At 59.1% G+C, this 23,430-nt stretch carries 25 protein-coding genes; 20 read left to right on the forward strand and 5 right to left on the reverse strand.

Translation table 11 applies throughout. The annotated features are described in order from the left end of the window. Positions 1–91: 91 nt before the first annotated feature. The 5 genes from phnC (at position 92) to VOI23_RS03000 (ending at position 4,785) form a co-directional block, all read left to right on the forward strand. Positions 92–895 (forward strand): phosphonate ABC transporter ATP-binding protein, encoded by an 804-nt coding sequence (gene phnC / locus VOI23_RS02980; protein WP_323781313.1) that lies wholly within the window; start codon positions 92–94, stop codon positions 893–895. 58 nt (positions 896–953) lie between these two features. After that, a complete protein-coding gene (gene phnD / locus VOI23_RS02985; protein ID WP_323781316.1) occupies positions 954–1,856 on the forward strand; it encodes a phosphonate ABC transporter substrate-binding protein in 903 nt (300 codons plus the stop codon). Positions 1,857–1,917: 61 nt separating this feature from the next. Continuing rightward, positions 1,918–2,796 (forward strand): phosphonate ABC transporter, permease protein PhnE, encoded by an 879-nt coding sequence (gene phnE / locus VOI23_RS02990; protein ID WP_323781318.1) that lies wholly within the window; start codon positions 1,918–1,920, stop codon positions 2,794–2,796. 2 nt (positions 2,797–2,798) lie between these two features. Then, on the forward strand, positions 2,799–4,088 hold the full coding sequence (gene phnE / locus VOI23_RS02995; RefSeq protein ID WP_416376500.1) for a phosphonate ABC transporter, permease protein PhnE: 1,290 nt from the start codon (positions 2,799–2,801) through the stop codon (positions 4,086–4,088). 82 nt (positions 4,089–4,170) lie between these two features. Further along, positions 4,171–4,785: a chloramphenicol acetyltransferase gene (locus VOI23_RS03000; RefSeq protein WP_323781323.1), complete on the forward strand. Its 615-nt coding sequence runs from the start codon at positions 4,171–4,173 to the stop codon at positions 4,783–4,785. A 237-nt stretch (positions 4,786–5,022) separates the two neighbouring features. Here the strand turns inward: VOI23_RS03000 and VOI23_RS03005 are convergent, their stop codons facing one another. Both VOI23_RS03005 and phnF read right to left on the reverse strand, forming a co-directional pair. Then, positions 5,023–6,204 carry an alpha-D-ribose 1-methylphosphonate 5-triphosphate diphosphatase gene (locus tag VOI23_RS03005; protein ID WP_323781326.1) on the reverse strand — a complete coding sequence of 394 codons (1,182 nt, stop codon included), beginning with the start codon at positions 6,202–6,204 and terminating at the stop codon, positions 5,023–5,025. Positions 6,205–6,282: 78 nt separating this feature from the next. After that, positions 6,283–6,990 carry a phosphonate metabolism transcriptional regulator PhnF gene (gene phnF, locus VOI23_RS03010; RefSeq protein ID WP_323781329.1) on the reverse strand — a complete coding sequence of 236 codons (708 nt, stop codon included), beginning with the start codon at positions 6,988–6,990 and terminating at the stop codon, positions 6,283–6,285. Between the two features lie 104 nt (positions 6,991–7,094). Here phnF and phnG point away from each other — a divergent pair, with 104 nt between their 5' ends. From phnG to phnN, 7 genes are all read left to right on the forward strand, one after another. Then, positions 7,095–7,538 carry a phosphonate C-P lyase system protein PhnG gene (phnG, locus tag VOI23_RS03015; protein ID WP_323781332.1) on the forward strand — a complete coding sequence of 148 codons (444 nt, stop codon included), beginning with the start codon at positions 7,095–7,097 and terminating at the stop codon, positions 7,536–7,538. Continuing rightward, positions 7,538–8,107 (forward strand): phosphonate C-P lyase system protein PhnH, encoded by a 570-nt coding sequence (gene phnH / locus VOI23_RS03020; protein WP_323781335.1) that lies wholly within the window; start codon positions 7,538–7,540, stop codon positions 8,105–8,107. Before phnG ends, phnH begins: the two co-directional genes overlap by 1 nt. Beyond that, entirely contained in the window at positions 8,107–9,195 is a 1,089-nt protein-coding gene (locus VOI23_RS03025; protein ID WP_323781338.1) for a carbon-phosphorus lyase complex subunit PhnI, read from the forward strand. Before phnH ends, VOI23_RS03025 begins: the two co-directional genes overlap by 1 nt. Then, positions 9,192–10,064, forward strand: coding sequence for an alpha-D-ribose 1-methylphosphonate 5-phosphate C-P-lyase PhnJ (locus VOI23_RS03030; protein ID WP_323781341.1), 873 nt, complete (start codon positions 9,192–9,194; stop codon positions 10,062–10,064). Before VOI23_RS03025 ends, VOI23_RS03030 begins: the two co-directional genes overlap by 4 nt. Continuing rightward, the gene (phnK, locus tag VOI23_RS03035) at positions 10,061–10,831 is read left to right on the forward strand and encodes a phosphonate C-P lyase system protein PhnK (RefSeq protein ID WP_323781344.1); all 771 of its coding nucleotides are present in this window, start codon (positions 10,061–10,063) and stop codon (positions 10,829–10,831) included. The genes VOI23_RS03030 and phnK overlap by 4 nt, the downstream gene beginning before the upstream one ends. A 61-nt stretch (positions 10,832–10,892) precedes the next feature. Continuing rightward, on the forward strand, positions 10,893–11,576 hold the full coding sequence (gene phnL / locus VOI23_RS03040; RefSeq protein WP_323781346.1) for a phosphonate C-P lyase system protein PhnL: 684 nt from the start codon (positions 10,893–10,895) through the stop codon (positions 11,574–11,576). Beyond that, positions 11,573–12,118, forward strand: coding sequence for a phosphonate metabolism protein/1,5-bisphosphokinase (PRPP-forming) PhnN (gene phnN / locus VOI23_RS03045; RefSeq protein ID WP_323781349.1), 546 nt, complete (start codon positions 11,573–11,575; stop codon positions 12,116–12,118). Before phnL ends, phnN begins: the two co-directional genes overlap by 4 nt. Here phnN and VOI23_RS03050 read toward each other — a convergent pair. Beyond that, complete coding sequence (locus VOI23_RS03050; RefSeq protein ID WP_323781352.1) at positions 12,100–12,783, reverse strand: DUF1045 domain-containing protein; 684 nt, start codon at positions 12,781–12,783, stop codon at positions 12,100–12,102. The two genes, phnN and VOI23_RS03050, sit on opposite strands and share 19 nt — an antisense overlap. 56 nt (positions 12,784–12,839) lie before the next feature. On the opposite strand from VOI23_RS03050, the gene VOI23_RS03055 reads away from it, so the two are divergent. Together VOI23_RS03055 and VOI23_RS03060 are read left to right on the forward strand one after the other, a co-directional pair. Beyond that, a complete protein-coding gene (locus VOI23_RS03055) occupies positions 12,840–13,982 on the forward strand; it encodes an alpha-D-ribose 1-methylphosphonate 5-triphosphate diphosphatase (RefSeq protein ID WP_323781354.1) in 1,143 nt (380 codons plus the stop codon). A 74-nt stretch (positions 13,983–14,056) separates the two neighbouring features. Continuing rightward, a complete protein-coding gene (locus VOI23_RS03060; RefSeq protein ID WP_323781357.1) occupies positions 14,057–14,920 on the forward strand; it encodes a phosphotransferase family protein in 864 nt (287 codons plus the stop codon). 77 nt (positions 14,921–14,997) lie between these two features. On the opposite strand, the gene ubiB is transcribed toward VOI23_RS03060, so the two are convergent. Further along, positions 14,998–16,530, reverse strand: a complete 1,533-nt coding sequence (ubiB, locus tag VOI23_RS03065) for a 2-polyprenylphenol 6-hydroxylase (RefSeq protein ID WP_323781359.1) — start codon at positions 16,528–16,530, stop codon at positions 14,998–15,000. Position 16,531: 1 nt separating this feature from the next. Continuing rightward, a complete protein-coding gene (gene ubiE, locus VOI23_RS03070; protein ID WP_323781362.1) occupies positions 16,532–17,275 on the reverse strand; it encodes a bifunctional demethylmenaquinone methyltransferase/2-methoxy-6-polyprenyl-1,4-benzoquinol methylase UbiE in 744 nt (247 codons plus the stop codon). Between the two features lie 83 nt (positions 17,276–17,358). On the opposite strand from ubiE, the gene VOI23_RS03075 reads away from it, so the two are divergent. From VOI23_RS03075 to dnaN, 6 genes are all read left to right on the forward strand, one after another. Continuing rightward, a complete protein-coding gene (locus VOI23_RS03075) occupies positions 17,359–17,979 on the forward strand; it encodes a hypothetical protein (protein ID WP_323781365.1) in 621 nt (206 codons plus the stop codon). Then, a complete protein-coding gene (gene mutM, locus VOI23_RS03080; RefSeq protein WP_323781368.1) occupies positions 17,972–18,823 on the forward strand; it encodes a bifunctional DNA-formamidopyrimidine glycosylase/DNA-(apurinic or apyrimidinic site) lyase in 852 nt (283 codons plus the stop codon). Before VOI23_RS03075 ends, mutM begins: the two co-directional genes overlap by 8 nt. 64 nt (positions 18,824–18,887) lie before the next feature. Continuing rightward, positions 18,888–19,664, forward strand: a complete 777-nt coding sequence (locus VOI23_RS03085; protein ID WP_323781371.1) for an enoyl-CoA hydratase — start codon at positions 18,888–18,890, stop codon at positions 19,662–19,664. Positions 19,665–19,859: 195 nt separating this feature from the next. Further along, complete coding sequence (gene rpsT / locus VOI23_RS03090; RefSeq protein WP_323781374.1) at positions 19,860–20,123, forward strand: 30S ribosomal protein S20; 264 nt, start codon at positions 19,860–19,862, stop codon at positions 20,121–20,123. Positions 20,124–20,715: 592 nt separating this feature from the next. Next, a complete protein-coding gene (gene dnaA / locus VOI23_RS03095; RefSeq protein WP_323781376.1) occupies positions 20,716–22,107 on the forward strand; it encodes a chromosomal replication initiator protein DnaA in 1,392 nt (463 codons plus the stop codon). A gap of 165 nt (positions 22,108–22,272) precedes the next feature. Beyond that, positions 22,273–23,391, forward strand: coding sequence for a DNA polymerase III subunit beta (gene dnaN / locus VOI23_RS03100; RefSeq protein WP_323781379.1), 1,119 nt, complete (start codon positions 22,273–22,275; stop codon positions 23,389–23,391). Positions 23,392–23,430 lie beyond the last annotated feature (39 nt).

Below are 23,430 nucleotides of genomic sequence, written 5' to 3' on the forward strand. Positions count from 1 at the left end.
CCCGTTTGCGGTGTCACAAAAGGTTAATCAAACCGTCAAATTTTCGAAGCGCAGCAGACCTAAGCCGGGCGGCATACGAATGGGGCGATACATGCTGAAGATCGAAAATCTGACCAAGGCCTTCGGGTCGGTGAAAGCGGTGGATAACGTGACCATCGAAGTGGACCGTCCGATGATGATCGGAGTGATCGGCGCTTCGGGAGCGGGGAAATCAACCCTGTTGCGGATGTTGAACCGGCTGGAAAACGCGACCAGCGGCAAGATCACCGTGGAAGGTCAGGAAATCACCCGCCTGAAAGGTGCTGACAAGCGCCGCTGGCAGCGCGATTGCGCGATGATTTTTCAGCAGTTCAATCTTGTGCCGCGGATGGACGTGGTTTCCAACGTTCTGCATGGCACGTTGAACCAGCGGTCGACGCTGGCAACTATGTTCAGCCTGTATCCCTCTGCAGATATTCACCGCGCCATCGACATTCTGGACCGGTTGGGTATCGCAGCTCATGCCGCCAAACGGGCCGAGGCGCTATCGGGTGGCCAGCAGCAACGCGTCGCCATTGCCCGGGCCGTAATGCAGGATCCGAAAATCGTTCTGGCCGACGAACCGATTGCGTCACTCGATCCGATGAACGCCCAGATCGTCATGGACGATCTGCGCCGCATTCACGACGAAGATGGCCGCATGGTCATCGCCAACCTGCACACTTTGGACACTGCGCGGCGGTATTGCGATCGGGTGATCGGAATGCGTCAGGGCCGCGTTGTATTCGACGGCACCCCCGAACAACTGACCACCGGTGTCGCCCGCGACATCTATGGTGCCGATGCAAGTTTCAGCGAAGCCGCGACGAGTACCAGCATCGACGCTTTGGAGCAAAAAGCACCGCAACTCGCCTGAATCCCCACCATCGCCTGCGGCGGTGAAGCCGCGGGTTTCATCAAACCGGAGAGAAACGATGAAAAAACTAATCGCAGCCGTTCTGGCAACAACCGCCCTGACCGCCCCGGCCATGGCAGAAAACATCAACGAATTCCGCATCGGCATTCTGGGCGGCGAAAACGCCCAAGACCGCATGAACAACAACGAATGCCTGCGCGCCAAGACCGAAGACCTGCTGGGCGTCGAAACCAAACTGTTCGCACCGGCCGACTATAACGGCGTGATCCAGGGCCTGCTGGGCGGCACCATCGACATGGCTTGGCTGGGTGCCTCGGGCTATGCCAAGACTTTCCTGTCCGATCCCGAAGCGGTTGAACCGATCCTAGTGAAGGTGAACAACGACGGCGGCTACGGCTACTATTCGATCGGCTTCGCCCGCAAGGACAGCGGCATCACCGACCTGGCCGGTATGAAGGGCAAGACTTTCGGCTTCGGCGACCCGAACTCGACCTCGGGCTTCCTGATCCCCTCGATCGAAATCCCGCAGGCGACCGGCGCCACCATGACGTCTGGCGATTATTTCGGTGAAGTGAAATTCTCTGGCGGCCACGAACAAACCATCGTTGGCGTCAACAACGGTGATTTCGACGGCGGCGTAACCTGGGCCGACGGTCTGGGCAACTGGGAAGACGGCTACAACTCGGGCGCGCTGCGCAAGGCCGTCGACGCGGGTCTGGTCGACATGAACGACCTCGTCAAAATCTGGCAGTCGAAGCCGATCCCGGAAGGCCCCGTCGTCCTGCGCAAGGCGCTGCCGGAAGACGTCAAGTTGAAGATGACCGGCCTGATGGCGTCACTGAAATCGATGGACGAAGAGTGCTTCTACGGTGTTGCTGCAGGTGAAGCCAAAGGCTTCATGCCGATCACTCACGACGCCTACAAAGTGATCATCGAAGCCCGCAAACTGAAGTCAAACTAATCACTTCAATTCCTTTAAACAGGCCCCGCTTTCGGGGCCTGTTTTTCTGCCCGAGGTGCCCATGTCCAACCTGACCACCCATCCCCCCGTCGAGGATATCCGATCCAGCTATATGGACATGACCCGCAAGAAAAGGGCCTACAATGCCATCATGCTGGCCATTTTCGTGGCCCTGATGGCTGCCGGCTTCGTGACTGCCGATGACCGCAATGCGGGTGGTTTCTGGGACGGGTTGCACCAGCTTTTCGATTTCCCCGCCGAGGTGCTGGGCGAAGCCAGCGGCAAGCTGACCGAAATGCCCGCGCATTTCGTGAAATTCTTCCCCTCGCTGATCGAGACGATCAATATCGCCGGGGCGGCGACGCTAGTGGGCGCGATCATCGCGATCTTCCTGTCGCTGCTGGCGACCAACGGCCTGGCGCGCTGGCCGCGTTTGATCCCCGTCTTCCGCCGCATGATGGACATTATGCGCGCTATTCCTGAAATCGTCATCGCGCTGGTGCTGATCTTCGTTCTGGGCGGCGGCCCCGTACCTGCGATGATCGCCATCGCTTTCCATACCAGTGGTGCGCTCGGCAAGCTGTTTTCCGAAGTCAACGAAAATGCCTCTTTGAAACCTGTCGAAGGGCTGCAATCGGTCGGAGCCAGTTGGTCGCAGCGAATGGTTCTGGGGGTGATCCCACAGGTGTCACCGAATTACCTGAGCTACGCTTTGCTAAGGTTTGAGATCAACATCCGTGCTTCGGCTATCCTTGGCTTCGTTGGTGCTGGCGGTATCGGCTATGACCTGAAAAACGCCATGTCATGGGGGCAGGGTCAATATGACGAAGCCGCCGCGATCTTTCTTCTTCTGTTCGGCGCGATCGTCGTTGTCGATCAAATCTCGTCCATTCTGCGCCACCGCCTGACCTACGGCACGCATTTGGAGGCCACGCTATGACCATGACCGCAACCGCTGAATTGAAGGGCCGCGCCGACAGCCTGTTCCTGCGCAAACGTTTGACTGCATTCGGCTTGCCGGTGCTGCTCCTCATTTATCTGACCTATATCTTTTTTTCCTTCGACATATTGGGGCTCAGCGAACGGGCCGATCTGGAAAATGGCCGCACGCTGATCCGCGACAGCTACAGCTACAAAACCCATGTCACCCGCGACAATCGCAATGGCGACATCACCATTGCGGTAGAGGGCGAACGCAAAGGTACCTACGCCGCTGGTACGGCACCCGGCTGGGTGAAACTGGGCGACGACACGGTGGTCAATCTGGGTGACGGCCATGTCGTCACCTTCGGTGAAAAAACCGTCAGCTATGATGTTCCGGGATATGGGTTAATCACTGCCGAACCGGGCCGCAAAGGCGTTCAGGCGGTCCTGCCCGAAGGCAATACGCCAGACTGGATCAACGCGTCGAAAAACCGGCTGACAATCAACAGCGACGCCGGGCGGCTGACCATCACCCGCAACCGATCAGAAGTGTTCCGCTACAGCCTTGGGTGGGAATTGTTCTTTTTCACACTCGACAGCCCTTATCATGGCATGGGCGCGGGCGACTTATTGAGCCATGCTCTTGATGGCGAGGCTGGCGCGATTGTTTCGGATGTCTGGAACAACAAGATGTGGCGCCATGCCGATGTGGCCTGGGCACTGTTCGAAACCATCCTGATGGCCTTCCTTGGAACGATGGGTGCGGCTGTGGTGGCGTTGCCGCTGGCCTTTTTGGCTGCCAAAAATTTTGCCCCTCTAATGGCGATTCGCTTTGCGGCGCGGCGCCTGTTCGATTTCTTCCGTGGGGTGGATGCACTGATCTGGACCATCGTTCTGGCCCGCGCCTTTGGTCCCGGGCCCTTGACCGGTGCTCTGGCGATCCTGATCACCGATACCGGCAGTTTCGGAAAAATGTTTTCCGAAGCGCTGGAAAATGTGGACGGCAAACAGATCGAAGGCATTCAGTCCACCGGTGCCAAACCGCTGCAACGTTACCGGTTCGGGGTTATCCCGCAGATCACGCCGGTTTTGCTGTCACAGGTTCTCTATTTCCTTGAATCGAACACGCGCTCGGCCACGATCATCGGGGCGATCACGGGCGGCGGTATCGGTTTGCTGCTGACCCAGGCGATGATCACCCAGAAGGATTGGGAAGAGGTGTCTTATTACATCGTACTGATCATCCTGATGGTCATGCTGATGGACTGGATTTCAGGCATGCTGCGGCGCAGGCTGATCAAGGGGTGAAGCGACCGGGCCTCGCGCAGGCGTTCTGTTCGGATCGCCTGCGGCGGGCGAGCATTTGTCGGAACAAAGAAAGGAAAGACGCATGGCTAAGCTGAGCGCAGACGACTCTGTGATCCATAAGGATGTGAGCCTGACCGAAGTGACATTCGGGCGCTATTGTGAAATCGGCAAGGGCAGCCGGATCGGCCACAGCCATATCGGCGATTATTCCTATTGCGACCGCTATGACGACATCGCCAATACGCAGGTCGGCAAGTTCGCCAATATCGCCAGCTTCGTGCGGATCGGCGCGACCGATCACCCGATGGAGCGCGCCAGCCTGCACCATTTCCTGTATCGCAGCGCCGACTACTGGGACGATGTCGGGCATGACGAAGACTTCTTTGTACATCGCCACAGCCGCCGCGCGGTGATCGGTCATGACACATGGGTTGGGCATAACGCACAAGTGAAACCCGAAGTGACCATCGGGCATGGAGCCATCGTCGCTTCGGGCGCTGTGGTGACCAAGGACGTGGCGCCCTACATGATTGTCGCGGGCATTCCGGCGCAGCCGATCCGCGAACGCTTTTCCGCCGTCATCGCCAAGCGGTTGATGGCTCTGGCCTGGTGGGATTGGCCGCATGAAGCGCTGCGCGACGCGCTGACGGATTTCCGGCAGTTAAGCATCGAAGCGTTTCTGGAAAAATACGAATAGCCACGAACGAAGAATACCAGCTGTATCCCAAAAAAGAGCGGTCCCCAAGGGGACCGCATTTGGTACTGAAAACGAAATTGGGGGATATGAAATCGGTGGCGGTGCCACGTTTGAAATTCCCAATTTCCAGTGCAACCGGGACAGTCGGGGATGACCTGTCCGGTTACGCGTTACGCCACTACTGTGACCGCCAGACCTGACACCGGGATGATGCTTTGGTAACAGAACCGCGACAATTCATTCCGCCGCCATACGAAGCGCATCCGGTTGGGTCAGGAAGCGGTGCGCCGCTTCCCCGGCCAGAAAGGCCAGACGCCCGTTGGTGATCGTCGCCTCGATCGCCCGGGACTGTTTGTTGACCACCACAAGATCGGCGCGCTTGCCGTAATCGATCACACCGCGGTCGGCCAGACGCAGGATCTGCGCCGGGCGTTCTGAAATCAGCGCCCAAGCCTGCGGCAGTGATAGGATGCCCATATCGTTCAAACGGAACGCCGCTTGCGATAGGGCAGGATAGAAATAGTCCGAAACCAAGGCATCGCACAGACCCTCGCGCACCAGTTGGACGGCCGGGATATTGCCCGATTGCGATCCGCCACGCACCACGTTGGGGGCCCCCATCAACACCGGGTCGCCCATCGCCGAGGCGGCAGCCGCAGGGGCACGTCTGGTTGGGAATTCGCAGATCCGTGCGCCGATCATAGCATAGCGTTCGCGCACTTCTGCGGAACCATCGTCATGCGACCCATAGCTTACGCCCAGAGTATCAAAGGCTTCTGCCAGACGGCACAAATGGCGCGGAACCTCTTGGTGACGGGCAGCGGCCCGATGTACGATCGCCATATGTTCCTTGGAGGTGCGGCCATTGCGCGCCGCCCAATGCGCAATCATTCCCGGATTGTTGTCCGCTGCGTCAACCGCTTCGTCCAGATGGTTGTTGAACACGACATAATCGATGCGATGCCTGCGGATCGCGGATAACAGGCGGTCTTCTTCTTCGATCATATGGGTTTCATAGCGCAACTGTAGCCGCAGGTCGGTCAGTGCGTGGGACCGGAACCGATCCAATGCCTTCATCACGTCTTCGGCGAAATCCGGACCGCGCATGCCGCCTTCCCAAGACCAGCATTGTGCCAACCAAGCGGTGGTCACCCCATTGGCAGCCGCATCGCGGTCCGTCGCGCGTAACCCAGTTTCAATCGGAAACGGCGCGCTGGGACGTGGTGCGATATGTCGTTCAAACGCGTCGCCATGCAGGTCAATTATCCCCGGCAGAATGTAATATCCTGACAGATCGACCGCTGGCTGCGGGCCTTTGGAAACCCGTCCTTGCTCTATCACCACGGACCGATCCTGCATCTGACCGTCGCGCAGCACGGTCGCGCCGGTCAGGCGCAAGGGGGGTAATATCCGACACATGGTTCTGCTCTGACTGTAATAACGTTTTCAGTTTTCTAGAGCCGATCTGTATCGGGCGTATGACAAAAGCACATATTTCTAGCCTTCTACGACCAAGGTGATGCGATCCCCGACGAACCAGGTATGGCCATATTCCACTGGGCAGCCATCCGGATCGACATTGATCCCTACTGTGCGCAGAATCGGTGCGCCCTCAGCGATATTGAGCTGAAGCGCCTGCGTCGCGGTCGCCAGTTTGGCCGTCAGACGCGTTGAGGCACGGGTGTAATCCCTGACCCCCGCCGCCGCCAAGGCCCGTGTCACCGACTGTAACTGATCGAATTCGTTCAGAAGCCCGGGAAACCGTTCCGCCGAAAACACCGAGCGAAATATAGCGACCGCGACATTGTCGGCCAGCGACAGACCTTCGTAAACATGCACCGGATCACCCGGTTCTATTTGCAACGCGGCGGCCTCTTCCTTGTCACAAGGACGGGTTTGCAGGGTCAGGACGCGCTTGGCTGGCATACGGCCGGCGGCTTTCAGGTTTTGGTGAAACCTGACCCGTTTTCCGATCGGATAATCGGTGGGTTCGGCCAGAACGAAAACACCTGCGCCGCGTCTTGCATGGGTCAGCCCCTGTTCCTGCATATCCTGCAATGCACGACGTACCGTGTGGCGGTTCACCCCGAACCGCACGGCCAGCTCCGCTTCGGTTGGAAGCTTGTCTCCGGGTCGATAATGCCCGGCCGCAATCTCTCCGGTCAAAGCGTTGGCGATTGACCGCCAAATAGATGTCTTCGCCATTCTGTCACCAATGTTTCACAATTTTGAGTCTTCAAATTCGGATGGTCCAAGCGTATGATTTGTCTAGTTGTATAGAATAGTAGACAAATCGACAAGGTGTCTAGATGCACAAGATGGAAAACAGAAAGGCCTGGATAGGCTTGCTGGCCAAAGCGCCCGCAGACCGGCTGGCGGCCTTGTGGAACAAAGTGGTCGAAAGGCCCGGTTTCACCTATCTGCGCAGGCCGGAAATCGGCGGCGCAATGGTGCGGGGACGCATGGGGGGCACGGGTGCCGCCTTCAATCTGGGCGAAATGACGGTGACCCGTTGTTCTGTCCAGATCAACAGCGGCGAGGTCGGTCATGGCTACGTGCAGGGGCGCGACATGGCCAAGGCGGAAACCGCCGCGCTGATCGACGCTTTGATGCAAACCCACGCCGCCGAAGCGATCCGCGACACGATCCTGACCCCATTACAGGCCGAAATGGAAACAGCCCGGACCGCCCGCGCCGCAAAAGCAGCGGCGACCAAAGTCGATTTCTTCACCATGGTAAGGGGGGAAGACTGATGCAAACCACCGCATTGACCGGCGGTTTCGCCAAAGCGCCACAAGAGTCCGCCCGCGCCTTCCGCGCGGTGATGAATGTGATGGCCCGGCCGGGCCTGATCGAAACGCTGACCGGCGCGGAACCGCCTGCACCGATGTCCACCGCCGCGGGAACCCTGGCGCTGACGCTGCTGGACGGCAATACGCCGGTGCATCTGGCGGGGGGGCTAGATTGTCCCGACGTGCAGGACTGGATCACCTTCCACACCGGCGCGCCCTTTGCCGGGCGCGAACACTGCGCCTTTGCCTTCGGTGCATGGGATGATTTGCTGCCGCTCAGCGGCTATCCGGTTGGCAATCCCGAATATCCCGATCGCGGCACCACCCTGGTAGTAGAAATGCCCGTGCTTGAAACCGCTGGCGCCATGCTCCGCGGGCCGGGAATCAAGGATACCGCGGCGCTGAACCTGCCCGATCTGGCAGCGTTCCAGGCCAACGTGAAGCTATACCCGCTGGGGCTGGATTTCTTCTTCACCTGCGGCGACCGGATCGCGGCCCTGCCGCGCAGTACGAAAGTGGAGGCAGCCTGATGTATGTAGCAGTCAAAGGCGGCGAAAAGGCGATCGATGCCGCACACGCGTGGCTGGCCGAGGAACGGCACGGCGATGTGAATGTGCCGGAACTGTCGGTCGAACAGATCCGCGAACAGATGACATTGGCGGTGAACCGGGTGATGGCGGAAGGATCGCTGTACGATCCCGATCTGGCGGCGCTGGCGATCAAGCAGGCGCGCGGCGACCTGATCGAGGCGATCTTCCTCATTCGCGCCTATCGCACCACCCTGCCCCGTTTTGGTTACACCAATCCGGTGAACACTGAAACGATGGCCTGCGACCGCCGGATCAGCGCGACCTTCAAGGACGCGCCGGGCGGTCAGGTTCTGGGTCCGACCTTCGATTACACCCACCGTCTGCTGGATTTCAAACTGGCCGCCGATGGCGAGGTTCCCGAGGCCCCGACGCGCGAAACGCAAACCGGCCCGGTGCCTCATATCACTGATTTCCTGAATCAGGAGGGGCTGATCCAGACCGAGGCGGCAAGCGACGCGGCACCGCGCGACTTGACCCGTGAACCGCTAGAACTGCCCGCCGACCGGGCGCTGCGGCTGCAATCGCTGACCCGCGGCGACGAGGGGTTCATCCTCGGCATGGCCTATTCGACGCAGCGCGGCTACGGCCGCAACCACGCCTTTGTCGGCGAGCTGCGGATCGGCACCTGCGCGGTGGAAATGGACATTCCCGAACTCGGTTTCGCGGTCGAGATCGGCGAGATCGAACTGACCGAATGCGAAACGGTAAACCAGTTCGCCGGGTCCAAGACCGAGCCGCCGCAATTCACCCGCGGCTACGGGTTGGTCTTCGGCCAGACCGAGCGCAAGGCGATTTCAATGGCGCTGGTCGACCGCGCGCTGCGCTGGAAGGAAATGGGCGAAGACAACATGGGCGCGCCCGCGCAGGACGAGGAATTCGTGCTCTATCACGCCGACAATATCCAGGCGACCGGGTTCCTCGAACACATCAAGCTGCCCCATTACGTCGATTTCCAGTCGGAACTGGAACTGGTGCGGAAAATGCGGGCCGAAGCACAGGCCCAGGAAATGCCGGAGGCGGCGGAATGAACGAAGAATACAACTTCGCCTATCTTGATGAACAGACCAAGCGGATGATCCGCCGCGCCATCCTGAAGGGGCTGGCGGTGCCCGGATATCAGGTACCTTTCGCGTCGCGCGAAATGCCCATGCCCTATGGTTGGGGCACCGGCGGGGTGCAGGTCAGCGCCTCGGTGCTGACGCCCGAGGACACGATGAAGGTGATCGACCAGGGCGCCGACGACACCACCAACGCGGTGTCGATCCGCAAGTTTTTCGAAAAGACCGCAGGCGTGGCGACCAGCGAAGAAACCGCCAAGGCCGACGTGATCCAGACCCGCCACCGAATTCCTGAACAGGATCTGCGCGAAGACCAGATCCTCGTCTATCAGGTGCCGATCCCGGAGCCGCTGCGATTTCTTGAGCCGCGCGAAACCGAGACCCGCAAGATGCATGCCTTGGAAGAATACGGGCTGATGCATGTGAAGCTCTACGAGGATATTTCCAAGAACGGCGCGATCTCGACCTCCTACGCCTACCCGGTCAAGGTTGAGGGGCGCTACGTGATGGACCCGTCGCCGATCCCGAAATTCGACAATCCCAAGCTGGAAATGGCCGCTGTGCAGCTGTTCGGCGCGGGCCGCGAACAGCGGATTTACGCGCTGCCGCCCTATACGAAGGTGGTCAGCCTGGATTTCGAAGACTACCCGTTCGAGGCCAGCAAGGCCGATCACGCCTGCGATCTGTGCGCGTCGGAAACGTCCTATCTCGACGAGGTGATCGTGGACGATGCGGGCGGGCGGATGTTCGTCTGTTCCGACACCGATTATTGCCGGTCGCGCCGCGCCGAAGGCCATGTCGGCGCGCAGGGCGTCCCTTATGAGGAGGAAACGACATGACCCCGCTGTTCCAGGTCAGGGATCTGACCAAATTCTACGGCAACCGGATCGGATGCAAGGACGTGTCCTTCGACCTCTATCCCGGCGAAGTGATGGGGATTGTGGGCGAGTCCGGCTCTGGTAAATCGACCCTGCTGAACTGTCTGGCCGGACATTTACCCCCCGATAGCGGCGAAGTTCTTTTCGACACCCGCACCGATGGTATGCGCGACACAATACGAATGAGCGAACCCGAACGCCGCATGCTAAGCCGTACCGATTGGGCCTTTGTCCATCAGCACGCCCGCGACGGTCTGCGCATGGGTGTGAGCGCGGGCGGCAATGTCGGCGAAAGACTGATGGCTGTCGGCGCGCGCCATTACGGCGATATCCGCGAACAGGCGGTCGACTGGCTGGGCCGTGTCGAGATCAGTTCTGATCGCGTCGATGATCGGCCAAGTGCCTTTTCCGGCGGCATGCAGCAGCGACTGCAAATCGCGCGCAACCTTGTGACCGGGCCGCGGCTGGTCTTCATGGACGAACCTACAGGCGGTCTGGATGTTTCGGTACAGGCGCGCCTGCTGGACCTGCTGCGCGGCTTGGTGCGTGAAATGGGGCTGAGCGCCATCATCGTGACGCACGATCTGGCGGTGGTGCGGCTGCTGGCCGACCGGCTGATGGTGATGAAGGACGGGCATGTGGTGGAAACCGGTCTGACCGATCAGGTGCTGGACGATCCGCAGCACGGCTATACCCAGCTGCTGGTCAGTTCGGTGTTGCAGGTGTGATCGTGGGGGCCCTGCCCCCACACCCCCGGAGTATTTGTGCCAAAAAGAAAAGGCAGAAGAGATGATTGAGATCAGCGGTGTTTCGAAAAGCTTCGTGCTGCACAACCAGGGATCGGCGGTGATCCCGGTGATGCAGGATGCGGAAATGATGGTAGCGCCCGGTGAATGCGTGGCGCTCGTGGGCGCGTCGGGGGCGGGAAAATCGACCCTGATGCGGATGATTTACGGCAATTACCTCGCCAATGCGGGGCGGATTGTGGTGGGCGGCACCGATGTAGCTCAGGCCGAGCCGCGCGAGATTTTGGAACTGCGGCGTGAGGTTTTGGGCTATGTCAGCCAGTTCCTGCGCGTGGTGCCGCGGGTGTCCACGATCGACGTGGTGGCCGAACCGCTGCTGAAGGTCGGGGTAAATGGCGTGGCGGCCCGGGCGCGGGCCGAAGAGCTGCTGCACCGGCTGAACATCCCCGAACGGCTGTGGTCGCTGTCGCCCACGACCTTTTCGGGCGGCGAACAGCAGCGGGTGAATATCGCGCGCGGTTTCGCGCATGACTTCCCCGCGCTGCTGCTGGACGAACCCACCGCCAGCCTGGACGCGACCAATCGCGAAGTGGTGCTGTCGCTCATCGAGGATGCGAAAGCGCGCGGCGCGGCCATCGTCGGCATCTTCCACGACGAGGCGGCGCGCGACCGGGTTTGCGACCGCGAAATCGACGTGACCGGTTTCACCCCCGGGATGGCCGCATGATCCCGGGCCGGTTCATAGCGGTGGTCGGCCCCTCGGGCGTCGGCAAGGACACGGTGATGGAGGCCGTCTGCGACCGCCATCCCGAGATTCGCCGGGTGCGCCGGGTGATCACCCGCAGCGCCGAGGCCGGCGGCGAAGACGCCGATGCGGTCACGTTTGAGGAGTTCGAGGCGCGGGCACAGCGCGGCGATTTCGCCCTGTTCTGGGATGCCCACGGGCTGCGCTATGGCATTCCGGCATCGGTCTATGTCGATCTGGCCGAGGGGCGCGATGTTCTGGCCAACCTGTCGCGCGCGGTCTTGCCAGAGCTGGAAACGCGCTTCGATCGGTCGATGATTTTTTCGATCACCGCCTCGGCGCAGGTTCTGGCGGCACGACTGGCCGCGCGCGGGCGCGAGACCGAAGAGGAACAGACCAAACGCCTGCAACGCGCCGATTTTCGGCTGGCCGAAGGGCTGAACCCGGTGGTGATCCGCAACGACGGCACTCTGGGCGAAGCCGTCGCGGCCTTCAGCGCGGCGCTTCAGCCGGAAAGGGCGTAACGGTGAATCAAGTGAAACATGCCGGCCTCATCCTCGCCCACCAGACACAGGTCGCTGACGATGAAAGGTCTGGGCAAAAGCGGGGTGACAATCGAGGCCAGACGGTTCCGAACGGTATCGGCCTCGACCCTGTCCAACCTGCCGGTAAGCGTGATGTGGAAGCGGAATTCCTCCATCACATAAGGATAGCCCCATTGCGTCAGAAGCGCCTCTTGCCGATCGGTCAGATTGGCTTTGCGGCGACGGTTCAGTTCCGCGTCGGACGGGGCAGCGCGGTAATCGTCCAACCCTCGCACGATGGTCGCCGCCAACGTGCTGAGCGGCTGAGTATCACCTGTCACGGTCAGCGCCAGAAAGCCGCCCAACCGGGCCAGGGCCAGACCCTCCAGACGCACAGGGGCCTGCGCCGCACAGAGTGTTTCGGCCGCCGCGGACAGAGCGTTGAAATCTGTATCTTCGGCCAGCCGGAACGGCGGTTTCATCGTCCCGTGCAGCCCGTATTTGCGCGGAGTCGCGGTCAGGGCCGCGACATCCAGCCCTTCGATCTGCGGATGGGTGGTGGCCTTCCCCGTCGTCAGATCCCAGCCCAGCCAGGACGCGCCGAAATCAGCCAGATCCCCGGCCTCGGGCGCGTAATACATGGCGAAACGTTTGAATACGGTCATCTGATGGCCTCTGATATTTTCTGCACGGCGGCATGACGCCTAAAGGTAACAGGACAATGACAAAACAGCTTATCCTTGCGAACGCAAATGTGGTTCTGGAAAACGAAGTGATCCGCGGTGCGGTCACCGTGATCAACGGTGTCATCACCGCTATCGATCCGGGCATGGCGATTCCATCAGGGGCCGAGGATATGGAGGGCGATCTGCTTTGCCCGGGCCTGATCGAATTGCACACAGACAATCTGGAACGTCATATTCAGCCGCGCCCCAAGGTCGATTGGCCCCATGCCGCCGCCATCGTAGCCCATGACGCGGAACTGGCCGGGGTCGGGATTACCACCGTATTCGACGCAATGCGGGTCGGATCGATTCCAAGTGGCAAGGGGCGTTACCTGAAATATGCACGATCCCTGTCGAAGGAATTGTGGGGCCTGCGCGAAGCCGGGGCGCTTCGGATCAGCCATTATCTGCACCTTCGCGCCGAGGTCTGTTCGGAAACGCTGGAAGAGGAAATGGCCGAATTCGGGCCCGAGGATCGTGTCGGTATCGTCAGCCTGATGGATCACACCCCGGGCCAGCGTCAATTCCGCGATATCAGCAAGCTCAAATCCTATGTCATGGGCAAGAACAACATGTCAGAGGACGACTTCGCCGATCACGTCGCCAATCTGAAGGATATGCGGGACCGCAATGGCGAACGCCACGAAACCGTGGCCGTGTCCGAGGCCAATCGTTATGGCGCAGTACTGGCCAGTCATGACGACACCACCGCAGACCATGTTGCGGTTTCCGCCCGTCATGGCATCAGGTTGGCTGAATTCCCCACCACTGTCGAAGCGGCGCGGGCCTGTCACGACCATGGTATCGCGGTGATGATGGGGGCTCCGAACCTGATCCGTGGCGGATCGCATTCTGGCAATGTCGCCGCCGGGGAACTGGCTGAACTGGGCCTGTTGGATATCGTGTCGTCGGATTACGTTCCCGCCGCGCTGCTATCTTCGGCGTTGCTGCTGGGCGATATGTGGGGCAACACGGCACGCGGCATCGCGACCGTGACCAAGGCCCCGGCGGATGCGTCGGGCCTGACCGACCGAGGCCGGATCGCCACGGGCGAACGTGCGGACATGATCCGGGTGGCTCGTATCGGCGACGCCCCTATGGTGCGGTCGACCTGGGTACAGGGCAAGCGGGTCGCCTGACCATCCCACTTGCCGTTATGGGGCAAAACGCATAGCGTCCGCCGGATTTTCGCGAAATCTGGAACCGAGTCACCATGCAAGGCCCGCCGGAAGAATTGGTTGCGCTGTTGGCGCAAAGGCACGGGGGTCCGGAAGCCGACGGCTGGACCCCACTGACCGGCGGGCAGACCAACCGGTCATGGCGTGTGCAGGTTGGTGGTGCGGCGTGGGTGGTAAAGCTTTTTAGTCAGGACGCCGACAATCCTTTGTTTCCGAATTCCGCCCGAAATGAAACGGCACTGCTGCGCCGGTTGGCTCCGATCGGGCTGGCACCGCGGTTGATCGACGCGCAGACAACGGCGTTCGGTCCCTGCCTGCTCTACACCTATCAGGAAGGTTCCCCGTGGCACGGTGATCCGGCGCTTGCCGCACGCGCGCTGTCGCTGTTGCATCGGCAAGACCTCAATGACTTACCGGACGGATTGCGGCATCTGGAGGGCGGATCTGATCACCTGACCGCGCAGACCGAGAGAATCGTCGACCGCTTGCCTGTTAGCGCGCAAAAGCACCTTCGCACCTTGCGGCCCGATGGATCGGTTCCTGCAACGGATCACTTGGTCTTGCTGCATGGCGATCTGGTGCCGGGCAACGTTATCGTCGACGGATCGCGGGTGACTTTGATCGATTGGCAATGCCCAGCGATCGGTGATCCGGTGGAGGATTTGGCGATTTTCCTGTCGCCTGCGATGCAACATATCTACCGCGGCAGGCCGCTTTCGGGCGCAGAAAAATCCGCGTTCATCATGGGTTACGACAACCAAAACATATCGCAGCGTATTGAACTGATGGCACCTTGGTATCACTGGCGCATGGCCGCCTATTGCGCCTGGAAGGCCGCACAGGGTCAGCAAAAATATGAATGTGCCGGGGCGTTGGAGATTGCCGCTCTGAGAGCTTAGTCCGGAGTGTGAGCTGGGCGGGTGGAATGACGCTGCGTCGGCTGATAGACGCGCTTTATACCGGCCAGATCGGTTTCTTAGCCTAACATCAGCGCCAGAACTGTCCCGGCCACACCCAGCCCCGCCCCGACCAGTCCCCAGATGGCCCGGCCAGCCCAACCATTCCCGGCAGGTTCTGCCGGATCTGTTGCCTGACGGATCAGGATCGCTTCGACAAGCCCGGGCAAGCGCGGACCGAACCGGCCCAGAACGGCGGCTGTTTTCGCCAGATCGTTCAACACGGCCTTCGGCCCGATGCTTTGCTTGATATAATCTTCGACCACCGGTTTGGCGACTTCCCAGATGTTGATCTGGGGATGCAGCGACCGCGCCACACCTTCGACCACGACCATGGTGCGTTGCAGCAGGATCAGTTCGGTCCGGGTTTCCATGCCGAAACGTTCGGTGACCTCGAACAGGTAATTCAGCAGCCGCCCCATCGAGATATGGCTGGCATCCATGCCGAAGATCGGTTCGCCCACAGCGCGCAGGGCACGAGCGAATTCATCGACATCCTGCGACGCGGACACGTAACCGGCTTCGAAATGGACTTCGGCAACGCGCTTATAATCTCGCTTAATGAATCCGAACAGAATCTCGGCGTAAACCCGACGAGTATATTCATCGATATAGCCCATGATGCCGAAATCATAGGCGATGATATCGCCATTCGCGGCAACCTTCAGATTGCCCTGATGCATATCAGCATGGAAAAATCCGTCGCGCAGTGCATGGTTGAGGAACAGTTGCAACACCCGTTCACCCAGCACCCGACGGTCATGGCCTGCGGCATCCAGTGCCGCATTATCGCCCAAGGGAGCGCCATCGGCCCATTCCATCGTCATAACCCGGCGCCCCGACAGTCCCCATTTTATCTGAGGCAGTTGGAATCCTTGATCATTAACCGTGTTAGCGGCGAATTCCGAGGCCGAGGCGCTTTCCAGCCTCAAATCCAGTTCACCCTTCACCACCCCTTCGAAATGTTCGATCACATCGCGCGGACGCAATCGACGCGAAGCAGGGGACAGGATTTCGATCACGTCGGCGGCAAAATAGAATGCATCGATATCCCGACGGAATGCCCGTTCAATTCCGGGGCGCAGCACCTTGACCGCCGCCAATTCGCCCGTGTCGCGCAACCGCACCCGATGCACCTGCGCAATTGACGCCGCCGCGACAGGTTCGCTGAATTCCGAAAACAGCTCATCCACAGGCAGGCCCAGTTCGGCCTCGATGCTCGCCTTGGCTTCTTCGACCGAAAACGGCGGCAACTGGTCCTGCAACACCCGCAGATGCAGCGCCATTTCTTCGCCAACCACATCTGGCCGCGTCGAAAGGATCTGGCCGAATTTGATATAGGCCGGGCCCAGCGCGGTCAGCGCCCGCGTGGCGGGCGGCATGGACGGATCACCTTTGTATCCCAACCACCGGAACGGCCAGCCCAGAACCCGTGCCGCAATGCGGATGCTGCGCGGCGCTTCCATACCGTCAAGAATCTCGCGCATCGCGCCGCTGCGTTCAAACGTGGCACCAGTACGAATCAGCCGCCAGATGTTGTGCGGTCCACGCATGTCAGATTTTCCATCCCGAATGCAGGCAGGCAATGCCCATGGTCAGATTGCGGTATTTCGCGTTCTCGAACCCGGCCAGTTTGACCATGTTCAGGAACGTTTCCTGATCGGGAAACTTGCGGATCGATTCCACCAGATACTGATACGAATCGCGGTCATTGGCGATTGCCTGTCCCAATCTTGGGATGATGTTGAAGGAATAGAGATCATAGACCTTCTGCATCATGTCATTCGGGATCTGGCTGAATTCCAGCACCATCAACCGCCCTCCCGGTTTCAGCACCCGGTAGGCCTCGTTCAACGCCTCCTGCGGACGGGTCACGTTCCGAATGCCGAAGCTGATCGTGTAGACGTCAAACGTGTTATCCGCGAATGGCAGCTTCATCGCGTCGCCCGTCACCCAATCAAGGCTATCGGCCAGCGCCGCCGCCTCGGCCCGCTTGCGCCCCTCGATCAGCATCGGTTCGGTCAGGTCCAGCACCGTTGCATGAGCGTACCCGGCGCGTTTGAGGTAGCGGAAGGAAATGTCGCCGGTGCCGCCAGCCACATCCAGCAGCTTCGTATTCGGACGCGGCGCCAGCCAATCCATCATCGCGTCTTTCCAGATGCGGTGGATGCCCATGCTCATCGCGTCGTTCATCACGTCGTATTTCGACGCGACCGACCCGAACACCCCCTGCACGCGCCCGGCCTTTTCCGACTCGGGCACGGTTTTAAATCCGAAATGGGTGGTTTTCTCGGTCATCATGATCGCCTAGCTTTGACTTCGCCTCTTTATAGATGTCGGGGGCCGGATGACAATCCGAGCAATTTGAAGCAGGGGATGGCATGGGAACCTTAAGAGTATTCTTGTTAGCACTGGGGCTGCTCGCAGCATCCCTTGGCATGCACATTCTCGATCGAAAAGATGTAGTTCAAATTCCGGATTTTATAATCGAAACCACAGACATTGCCGCGTTTTCTCTCACCCTTGCGTCATTCATCGGGGCACTTTTCTGGGGCATGAAAAAACTGGGTTTCGACCAGTATGCATCCAACAATCTGCAACCCGACGAACATGGGACTCGGTACGGTCGGTTGCCCTCACGAGTTTTGTTCTCAACCAGTGGCTTCGGAGCGTTCCTTCTTTTCTGTGCAATATTTCTATCCGAACCGCTTCCCACCAATTTCACAACTGCGGCCATATGGCTGTGTCCGGCCTTTTTCTTTATATATATCGGGTTGTATCTACAGCTTTGGTTCTATGGATATGACGAAGACACCCTTTTTATCAGGAACTGGCGTTTCAAAGTCGATCGCCACGGATGGGACGAGTTGGACAGCACGGTGGATAAGTGGGGAAGCTACGTGATCAAGTTTAATCAGAGCGGCAATGCCCAGATACCTGTTTCCGCCCAAGGACTGCCCGAACTCCGCGAATTCGTTGAAAAAAGGTTGAACAATGCCTGAACTCCCCGAGGTCGAAACCGTCCGCCGCGGCCTTGCCCCGTCGATGGAAGGTGCCGTGATCGAAAGCGCGCAGGTGAACCGCCCCGATCTGCGCTGGGCATTTCCCGCAGGGATGGCCGAGCGGCTTAGGGGTCACCGGGTGCTGTCGCTCAGGCGGCGGTCGAAATACATCCTCGCCGATCTCGATTCGGGGGAAACTCTGCTGATCCATCTCGGGATGAGCGGTCGGATGCTGGTGTCGGGCGATCCATTGGGCCAGTTCGTGCACGACCATCCGGCGCCGGAAAAGCATGACCATGTGGTGTTCGGCATGGATAACGGCGCGCGCATCACCTTCAACGATCCGCGCCGCTTCGGTGCGATGGACCTGCTGGACACCGCCACGGCGGAAGATCACAAGCTGCTATCGGTGCTGGGGCCGGAACCCTTGGGCAACGCGTTTTCCGAATCCTACCTGATGGCGGCGCTGAGGGGGAAGAACACGCCGATCAAATCGGCGCTGCTGGATCAGGGAATCATCGCCGGTCTGGGAAATATCTATGTCTGCGAAACGCTTTATCGGGCGGGTATTAACCCCAAACGCAAAGCTGGGCAGATCGCTGACGCGAGGGTAGCCGCGTTGGTTCCCATCATCCGCAGCGTGCTGAGCGAAGCCATCGAAGCAGGCGGGTCCAGCCTGAAGGATTTCCGCCGTGCAGATGGCGAATTAGGCTATTTTCAACATCGTTTCGATGTCTATGACCGCGAAGGCCAGACCTGTCATGGCGACGGCTGTAATTCGACCATTCGGCGCATCGTTCAGTCGGGTCGATCAAGTTTTTACTGCCCAACCTGTCAAAGATAGCTTGATCCGGAGGCCCAGATTGGCCATCAATCGGCACTGACCGGAACAATGGAAAGATGAATTCATGGCCTATGAGACGATCATCGTCGAAATAGAAGACCACATCGCACTGGTAAAACTGAACCGTCCCGATGCAATGAATGCACTGAACGGCCAGTTGCTGACCGAACTGGCTGACGCAATGAAAGCTGCGCAGGCGAATGACAAGGTGCGCTGCATCGTTCTGACGGGTTCGGAAAAGGCATTTGCCGCCGGAGCGGACATCAAGATGATGAGCGAAAAAACCTACACAGAGGTTTTGACCGAAGACCTGTTCGGACCGGAAATCGATGAAATCAAACGCGTGCGCAAACCGGTTATCGCCGCAGTGGCAGGATACGCGTTGGGCGGCGGTTGCGAATTGGCAATGATGTGCGATTTCATCATTGCCGCCGACAACGCCAAATTCGGCCAGCCCGAAGTCAATCTTGGCGTCATGGCCGGCATCGGTGGAACCCAACGACTGACCCAAGCCATAGGCAAGGCAAAGGCGATGGATATGAATCTGACCGGGCGTTTCATGGATGCCGAAGAAGCCGAACGCTCGGGTCTGGTCAGCCGTATCGTGCCTGCCAAGAAGCTGATGGAAGAAGCGATGGGCGCGGCAGCCAAGATTTCAGAGAAATCGATGATTTCTGTCATGCTGATCAAGGAAGCCGTGGATAAGAGCTTCGAAGTGCCACTCTCCGAAGGTCTGCTGATTGAACGCCGGATGTTTCATTCGTTGTTTGCAACCGAAGATCAGAAAGAAGGCATGGCCGCCTTCATCGACAAACGCACACCGCAGTTCCGCGACAAATAGGTGGAGCCTGACAAAGCAAATCGAAACGGGCGGGATTTCCTGCCCGTTTTCAGTTGCAATTCCGCGAATCTTGGCTAGAAGGGCGCGATACATGCGCGTGAAGCCCGCCTAGGCAAGAATCGTTCCCGACAGAATGTCTGTCCGGTGGGGCCAGCGTTAAACCTATGCAACCCCGAACCTAAGGGAAGATTTAAAATGGCAAATTCGCCCCAGTCCAAAAAACGCGCCCGCCAGAACGAAGCACGTTTTGCAGTTAACAAAGCCCGCCGCTCGCGCATCCGCACCTATCTGCGCAAAGTCGAAGAAGCCATCGAATCCGGTGACAAAGAAGTCGCAGCAGCAGCGCTGCGCGCCGCTCAGCCCGAACTGATGCGTGGCGTCACCAAGGGCGTGTTCCACAAGAACACCGCATCGCGCAAAATGTCGCGCCTGTCAGCCCGCGTCAAAGCGCTGGGCTAAGTCTCGGAAAGAGGTTGCGGCCTCTTCAGACCTTTCAAATCTGTTTTCAGGGCGTCACAATTGTGGCGCCCTTTTGCAATTTAGAGCTGCACTACTGACACATGTGTTGCACAATAATTCTGCCCGAGAGATTCTTTTCGGGATTCTCCGAGTCAAGCCCCGAAGATCAGTTGCTCAGGTCACAAGCGACTTGCTAGCTTCTGTCTAGCGATTCACATCGCCTTGGGGGGACAGGCTCGCCGGAACGTTTTCGCTACACAACGTATCGGCATTTTCGAAGGTCCTGTACGGAAGCATTCTTGCAGTGAATGCATGCCGCACGGGTTCTGTGGGTATTTGCCCGCGCCAGTCCAACAAGTTTTATGCGCCTGATCGCGCAACCTTTGGAGAGGCTTCTGTTGCAGAAGCGTCACGCCAGTGTGTTGTTGATTCGGGGCAGGGTTCGGTCCGGTTCAGGACGGCACAACTGTTGCATGGCTTTGCAACGGTAAGGAATGTTTTGTGCCGCCAATACAGATAACAAATCGCGCGGCGAACGTGCAGAATGCCGCATAAAAAATGTAAAGGTCGACGACAGGCTGGAATGGGGAACATGACGCAAGAACAGTGGGGCAAGCTTCAACAAAATCTGCTCACCACGGTGGGCAAGAATAACTATGCGACTTGGATCGAGCCGCTGGAATTTCTGGGGATCAACGAAGATGTTGCTATCTTTGAGGTTCCTACTTCATTTCTGGGGAACTACGTTTCGCAGAATTTCGGTGACCTGATATTACATCAAATGAGTGAATTTGCTGAACGTGTACGCCGCATCAATTTCCGCGTCGCAGCGAACTCGTCTCAGCGCCCACCCCGGAAAGCCGAGACCGCAAAATTGCTGAAAGAAGTGCAAGAAGACGCCCCCACACCCGCTGCTGCCCCGCAGACGGCGCGAGAGGACCTTGTACCCGGTGCCCCGCTTGATGCGCGCTTCACCTTTGACACTTTCGTCGTCGGCAAACCAAACGAACTGGCCCATGCTGCAGCGCGCCGCGTCGCCGAAGGGGGGCCGGTGACCTTCAATCCGTTGTTCCTGTATGGCGGCGTCGGATTGGGGAAAACACACCTGATGCACGCAATCGCCTGGGAATTGCAGACCCAGCGCCCCGATCTAAACGTTGTCTACCTGTCGGCGGAACAGTTCATGTACCGCTTTGTACAGGCGCTGCGCGACCGCAAGATGATGGATTTCAAGCAATTGTTCCGCTCGGTCGACGTTCTGATGGTGGATGATGTGCAATTCATCGCTGGCAAGGACAGCACTCAGGAGGAATTCTTCCACACCTTCAACGCACTGGTAGATCAGAACAAACAGATCATCATATCCGCCGACCGCGCACCGGGTGAAATCAAGGATTTGGAAGACCGGATCAAATCCCGGTTGCAATGTGGTTTGGTGGTCGATTTGCATCCCACCGACTATGAATTGCGCCTGGGCATCCTGCAATCCAAGGTTGAATTGCACCGGGCGCAATATCCCGGTCTTGAACTGGCCCCGGGGGTTCTGGAATTCCTCGCACATCGGATCAGCACCAATGTCCGCGTACTGGAGGGCGCTCTGACCCGGCTGTTCGCTTTTGCGTCGCTGGTTGGTCGTCCAATCACTATGGATTTGACACAGGATTGTCTGGCTGATGTGCTGCGTGCCAGCGAACGCAAGATCACGGTTGAGGAAATTCAGCGCAAAGTGTCGGAGCATTACAATATCCGGCTGTCCGACATGATCGGCCCGAAACGGGTGCGTTCCTATGCTCGCCCGCGTCAGGTTGCGATGTATCTGTGCAAACAACTGACCAGCCGGTCGCTGCCCGAAATCGGGCGCCGGTTCGGCGGCCGTGACCACACCACGGTCATGCATGGGGTCAAGCGGATCGAAGAACTGCGCGTTCAGGATGGTCAGATCGCGGAGGACTTGGAAATGCTGCGCCGCGCGCTCGAAGCGTAACCAGAATCGCACACAACTGTGCCGCACCGGTCCCGGTGCGGCCGTCATCCTCTTGACGCCCTTCCCAATCCAGAAGACAAACCAATAAAAGGCTTGAGCCGGTTGGGGATTACGCTACCTTGCATCCCCCGGGCTATGGGTCTGAACAGGGATAGGAGCGAGGGAATGAAATTCAGCATCGAACGCGGGGTGCTTCTGAAAGCTGTGTCGCAGGCGCAATCAGTCGTCGAACGGCGCAACACGATCCCCATCCTTGCCAATGTCCTGATCGAAGCCGAAGGCGACAATGTTTCGTTCCGCGCCACCGATCTGGACATCGAAGTGGTCGACAAAGCCCCGGCGCAAGTCGAGAAGGCGGGCGCCACCACGGTTTCTGCCGTAACACTGCATGAAATTGTCCGCAAACTGCCAGATGGTGCGCTGGTCACACTCAGCGACGATGGTACCGCCGGTCGGCTGACCGTCGAAGCAGGCCGATCGAATTTCAATCTGGCAACCCTGCCCCGGGAAGATTTCCCGGTGATGGCCAGTTCGGAATACCAGTCGAATTTCAGCGCCCCTGCCCCGATGCTGCGCCGCCTGTTCGACAAATCGAAATTCGCCATTTCGACCGAAGAAACCCGGTACTATCTGAATGGCGTTTACCTGCATGTCGCCGATGGCGATGGCGGCAAGGTGCTCCGCGCGGTCGCGACCGACGGCCACAGGTTAGCCCGGATTGATGCCGATCTACCTTCCGGGGCAGAAGACATGCCCGGTGTGATCGTACCGCGCAAAACCGTGGGAGAGCTGCGCAAGCTCTTGGACGATGACGAGATGAAAATCGCGGTATCGGTCAGTGAAACCAAAATCCGCTTCGCCACCCCGAACATCACCCTGACCTCCAAGGTGATTGACGGCACCTTCCCCGATTACAGCCGGGTGATCCCGGTCGGCAATACCCGCAAGATGGAAGTCGACGCTGGCGATTTCGCCGCCGCGGTAGACCGGGTTGCGACGGTATCGTCGGAAAGATCCCGCGCGGTCAAGATGGCGCTGGACCACGACAAGCTGGTCCTGTCTGTCAACGCTCCTGATAGCGGTGCTGCCGAGGAAGAACTGGCCGTGGCTTATAACGATGAACGGCTTGAGATTGGGTTCAACGCGAAATACCTGCTTGAAATCGCCAGTCAGGTAGACCGCGAAAATGCCGTTTTCCTGTTCAACTCGGCCGGTGATCCGACTCTGATGCGCGAAGGCAATGACACCTCGGCAGTCTATGTGGTCATGCCCATGCGCGTCTGAGGTGTGGCGGCAGTTGACACAATTTCCGGGACGGTTTCT

It is taken from the genome of Thalassovita sp., assembly GCF_034670005.1.
In the GTDB taxonomy this organism is placed as follows: domain Bacteria; phylum Pseudomonadota; class Alphaproteobacteria; order Rhodobacterales; family Rhodobacteraceae; genus Thalassobius.

Bases quoted from the DNA above. Each gene is read 5' to 3' on its own strand.
- phnC (WP_323781313.1), top strand. From the start codon at position 92: ATGCTGAAGATCGAAAATCTGACCAAGGCCTTCGGGTCGGTGAAAGCG.
- phnD (WP_323781316.1), top strand. From the start codon at position 954: ATGAAAAAACTAATCGCAGCCGTTCTGGCAACAACCGCCCTGACCGCC.
- phnE (WP_323781318.1), top strand. From the start codon at position 1,918: ATGTCCAACCTGACCACCCATCCCCCCGTCGAGGATATCCGATCCAGC.
- phnE (WP_416376500.1), top strand. From the start codon at position 2,799: ATGACCGCAACCGCTGAATTGAAGGGCCGCGCCGACAGCCTGTTCCTG.
- VOI23_RS03000 (WP_323781323.1), top strand. From the start codon at position 4,171: ATGGCTAAGCTGAGCGCAGACGACTCTGTGATCCATAAGGATGTGAGC.
- VOI23_RS03005 (WP_323781326.1), bottom strand. From the start codon at position 6,204: ATGTGTCGGATATTACCCCCCTTGCGCCTGACCGGCGCGACCGTGCTG.
- phnF (WP_323781329.1), bottom strand. From the start codon at position 6,990: ATGGCGAAGACATCTATTTGGCGGTCAATCGCCAACGCTTTGACCGGA.
- phnG (WP_323781332.1), top strand. From the start codon at position 7,095: ATGCACAAGATGGAAAACAGAAAGGCCTGGATAGGCTTGCTGGCCAAA.
- phnH (WP_323781335.1), top strand. From the start codon at position 7,538: ATGCAAACCACCGCATTGACCGGCGGTTTCGCCAAAGCGCCACAAGAG.
- VOI23_RS03025 (WP_323781338.1), top strand. From the start codon at position 8,107: ATGTATGTAGCAGTCAAAGGCGGCGAAAAGGCGATCGATGCCGCACAC.
- VOI23_RS03030 (WP_323781341.1), top strand. From the start codon at position 9,192: ATGAACGAAGAATACAACTTCGCCTATCTTGATGAACAGACCAAGCGG.
- phnK (WP_323781344.1), top strand. From the start codon at position 10,061: ATGACCCCGCTGTTCCAGGTCAGGGATCTGACCAAATTCTACGGCAAC.
- phnL (WP_323781346.1), top strand. From the start codon at position 10,893: ATGATTGAGATCAGCGGTGTTTCGAAAAGCTTCGTGCTGCACAACCAG.
- phnN (WP_323781349.1), top strand. From the start codon at position 11,573: ATGATCCCGGGCCGGTTCATAGCGGTGGTCGGCCCCTCGGGCGTCGGC.
- VOI23_RS03050 (WP_323781352.1), bottom strand. From the start codon at position 12,783: ATGACCGTATTCAAACGTTTCGCCATGTATTACGCGCCCGAGGCCGGG.
- VOI23_RS03055 (WP_323781354.1), top strand. From the start codon at position 12,840: ATGACAAAACAGCTTATCCTTGCGAACGCAAATGTGGTTCTGGAAAAC.
- VOI23_RS03060 (WP_323781357.1), top strand. From the start codon at position 14,057: ATGCAAGGCCCGCCGGAAGAATTGGTTGCGCTGTTGGCGCAAAGGCAC.
- ubiB (WP_323781359.1), bottom strand. From the start codon at position 16,530: ATGCGTGGACCGCACAACATCTGGCGGCTGATTCGTACTGGTGCCACG.
- ubiE (WP_323781362.1), bottom strand. From the start codon at position 17,275: ATGACCGAGAAAACCACCCATTTCGGATTTAAAACCGTGCCCGAGTCG.
- VOI23_RS03075 (WP_323781365.1), top strand. From the start codon at position 17,359: ATGGGAACCTTAAGAGTATTCTTGTTAGCACTGGGGCTGCTCGCAGCA.
- mutM (WP_323781368.1), top strand. From the start codon at position 17,972: ATGCCTGAACTCCCCGAGGTCGAAACCGTCCGCCGCGGCCTTGCCCCG.
- VOI23_RS03085 (WP_323781371.1), top strand. From the start codon at position 18,888: ATGGCCTATGAGACGATCATCGTCGAAATAGAAGACCACATCGCACTG.
- rpsT (WP_323781374.1), top strand. From the start codon at position 19,860: ATGGCAAATTCGCCCCAGTCCAAAAAACGCGCCCGCCAGAACGAAGCA.
- dnaA (WP_323781376.1), top strand. From the start codon at position 20,716: ATGACGCAAGAACAGTGGGGCAAGCTTCAACAAAATCTGCTCACCACG.
- dnaN (WP_323781379.1), top strand. From the start codon at position 22,273: ATGAAATTCAGCATCGAACGCGGGGTGCTTCTGAAAGCTGTGTCGCAG.